Annotated in this window: 4 protein-coding genes; all 4 read right to left on the bottom strand. The window is 58.6% G+C overall.

The annotated features are described in order from the left end of the window. Positions 1-98: 98 nt before the first annotated feature. On the bottom strand, positions 99-362 hold the full coding sequence (locus ACIREA_RS28990) for a hypothetical protein (protein WP_397385805.1): 264 nt from the start codon (positions 360-362) through the stop codon (positions 99-101). Between the two features lie 25 nt (positions 363-387). Further along, positions 388-1,899, bottom strand: a complete 1,512-nt coding sequence (locus tag ACIREA_RS28985; RefSeq protein ID WP_397385804.1) for a sugar ABC transporter ATP-binding protein — start codon at positions 1,897-1,899, stop codon at positions 388-390. Further along, positions 1,896-2,945 (bottom strand): sugar ABC transporter substrate-binding protein, encoded by a 1,050-nt coding sequence (locus ACIREA_RS28980; protein ID WP_397385803.1) that lies wholly within the window; start codon positions 2,943-2,945, stop codon positions 1,896-1,898. The genes ACIREA_RS28985 and ACIREA_RS28980 overlap by 4 nt, the downstream gene beginning before the upstream one ends. 78 nt (positions 2,946-3,023) lie before the next feature. After that, a partial coding sequence (rsfS, locus tag ACIREA_RS28975; protein ID WP_397385802.1) for a ribosome silencing factor occupies positions 3,024-3,401 on the bottom strand: 378 nt, incomplete at its 5' end.

The following is a 3,401-nucleotide window of genomic DNA, read 5'->3' as shown; positions in this document are numbered from 1 at the left end:
CTGGCGGCAGACGCGAGCAGGAGGGAGGCAAAGAGAGATCGGATCATGGTTGGAGAAAATGCTGACTGTCGAACGTCTGGAATCGAAGGTGTTTTCAACTAATCATGCTCTCCAGGCCGACGATTACCGTATATTTCGGGCTGCGCCCATGCACTGCAGCAGGTGATCCGTTCAGGAATCTCGTCAATCGCTTCGGTTGGGCCCTCAACATCCCAAAGATGTTCCCATCCACCGGAACTGTAACTGGCAACTTTGACTTTGCCTTCCCACTTCTCCAGCCAGTCACACATCCAGATGAAATCTGGTGGACGTTCGTCACCGGGATGGTCCACAAAGATGGTGGCTCGTTTTGTTTCTAACATTGTCTGCTTACAATGTAAGGATGTTTTACCCCGCATGCCCCATGGCGGCGGCCATGAGATTTTCCTGCGTGGCCTCGGCGCGGCTGAAGGCACCGCCGATGCGGCCGGCGTTGAGCATGAGAATGCGGTCGCTCATGCCGATGAGTTCCGGCAGTTCGCTGGAAACGAGGATCACCGCTTTGCCTGCGGCGGTGAGCTGGTTGATGATCTCATAGATTTCCAGCTTGGCTCCCACATCGATGCCGCGTGTGGGTTCATCGAGAAGAATGACCGTGGGCTCCGTGAGCAACGCCTTGCCCAGCACCACCTTTTGCTGATTCCCACCGGAGAGCTTGCCGACGATCGCTTCGAGCCCGGTCGCTTTGACGCGGAGCGAATTGAACATGCTTTGATTGCGCCGGATCTCCGCATTGCGCTGGATGAATCCGCCACGCACCACGCTGGCCAGGGATGATAGCGAAAGATTGAAACCAATCTCCTGCTCCAGATGCAGGCCGTAGCGGCGGCGATCTTCTGAGGCCAGTACCAGGCCGCGTTGAATGATCGTTTCCGGAGTAAGGCGGCTGAGAGTCTGGCCATTCAGTTCCACGCTGCCGGAAACATGGCGTCCCCAGGCACCGAAGAGATGCATCAGCAGTTCCGTGCGGCCTGCGCCCATGAGCCCGCCAATGCCCAGCACTTCGCCAGCGCGCAGTTCAAAGCTGATGTCGTGCAGCCTCGCGCTGCCGGTTTCTGCGTCGGTCACGCTCAGTGAATCCACGCGCAGAATCACTTCTCCTGGCTGGCTGGTGCGGCGGGGAAAGAGATCTCCGATCTCACGCCCCACCATGTGGCGAATGACCTCTGCCTTGCTGGTGTCAGCGGCGTTTTTTGTGCCCACAGTCGAGCCATCGCGCAGAACCGTGATGCGATCTGCAATGCCAAAGACTTCGTCGAGTTTGTGAGAGATGTAGACGCTCGCGATGCCGCGCTGGCGGAGATCACGCAGGATGTCGAGGAGGATCAAAACCTCGTGCTCGGCCAGCGCTGCGGTTGGTTCATCCAGAATCAAAATCTTCGAATCCTTGGCCAGCGCTTTGATGATTTCGACGAGCTGCTTCTGCCCCACACCCAGCGTGCGCACGGGCGCGGCTGGATCGAGATCGACCTTGAAGCGGTTCAACAACACCTGCGCTTCCTGATACATGCGCGGCCAGTCGATGAAGGCCCCCCAACGGCGCGGCTCACGGCCTAGGAAAATATTCTCCGCCACCGTCATCTCCTCAACGAGCGCCAGCTCCTGATAAATCACCGCCAATCCCGCACGCTCCGCGTCTTTGATCGTTTCAAATCGCGCTTCAGTTCCGTTCACCTCAAACGAACCCTCGTAGCTGCCATGCGGGTGAATGCCGGAGAGCAACTTGATCAGCGTGCTTTTGCCCGCGCCGTTTTCACCGCAGAGGGCGTGGATCTCACCTTCGCGAAGATCAAAGGACACATCCTTGAGGGCGGTGACGCCGGGAAAGCGTTTCGTGATGTTTTGAGCACGTAAAATCATGGCTGGGAGGATTGGAACACTTCGTTTTCCTTGCGGAAACCATCCTTAACAACGGTCTCGCGCAGGTTCTCCTTCGTGACAGAGATGATATCCAGCAGCACGGAAGGCACGTCAGTCTTGCCGTTGGCAACCGCATCACGCGCGATGACGGGTTGGCGGCGTGCCAGTTTCAGCGCGAGGTCCGCTGCCTGCGTCGCGATGCTTTGGATCGGCTTGTAAACCGTCATGGCCTGTGTGCCCCGGGCGATGCGCTGGCAGGCAGCGAGGTCGGCGTCCTGGCCGGTTACGATGATTTTCCCGGCGAGTCCTTCCTCCGTCAGCGCCTGGATGGCTCCGCCAGCCGTGCCGTCATTGCTGGCCAGGATGGCGTTGAAGTTCGGGCCGTTTTTGGTGATGGCGGCATTGGTGATCTTCTTGGCGCTTTCGGGTTTCCAGTCTTCGGCCCAGTCTTCAAAAATGACCTCCACTTTACCAGCAGCGATGAGCGGATTGAGGATGTTGTCCTGCCCCTGCTTGAAGAGCTTGGCGTTGTTGTCCGTCTTTGCGCCGTAGATGCGGATGAGGCGCAGCTTGCCGCCTGCGGGGATGCGCTCCGCGAGGAACTTCGCCTGCAGTTCGCCGACCTTCACATTGTCAAAGGTCAGGTAGAGATCCAGATCACAGTCCGTGATGAGCCGGTCATAAGACAGCACGGGGATTCCGGCCTGATGCGCGAGGTTTACCGCCTTGGCCATCGCCGCTCCGTCGTGTGGAATGATGACGAGCGCATCGACCTTCTGCGTGATGAGGCTCTCCACATTCTGCAATTGAACGGCGTCATTGCTGTTTGCGGACTGCACCAGAACATCGGCACCTGCGGCCTGTGCTTTGGCGGTGAAGAGATCACGATCCACCTGCCAGCGCTCTTCCTTGAGCGTGTCCATGGAAAGGCCAATCAATGGCCTCTGCCTTGCCGCCGTGATGCCCGCGCCACCGCGAGCGATGACCAGGCCGATGACGACGCTCAGGGCGCAGGAAACGAGAACAAGCAGGATGCGGGCGGGCATGCCTGCTGTTTTAGCGAATTCAGCCTCGCAGTGCAAGCGTCCCGCTCGCTGTTTGGAAATACAAACCGTACGGTCGTCCTACTTGGTCTTCTTCGTGGCCTTTTTCGCGGGCGCTTTCTTTGCAGCGGCCTTCTTCGCCGGAGCTTTTTTAGCAGCCACCTTTTTCACGGCAGCTTTCTTGGCCGCCTTGGGTTTTGGCGCTTTCGGCTCCGGTGGCGGTGCAGGCGGCTCAAGGTTCAGCGCCATTTCAGGGGCGTCTCCCCAGAGTTCTTCGAGGGCGTAGAACTCGCGCTTTTCCGGCGTGAGGATGTGAACCATGACGCTGCCGTAGACGAGGATGATCCACTGGCTCTCAAAATTGCCGTCTTTGACGTCGGGTGGTGTGGCATGCTCATCCTTCATGCGCTCGACGATTTCGTCGCGCACGGCACGCAGCTGAGGCGTGGACATGGCCGT

The sequence above is a fragment of the Prosthecobacter sp. genome, assembly GCF_044373815.1.
Classification (GTDB): Bacteria; Verrucomicrobiota; Verrucomicrobiia; order Verrucomicrobiales; family Verrucomicrobiaceae; genus Prosthecobacter.
The sequence above is the reverse complement of the archived record's forward strand: the minus strand, read 5'-3'. Positions and strand labels throughout refer to the sequence as shown.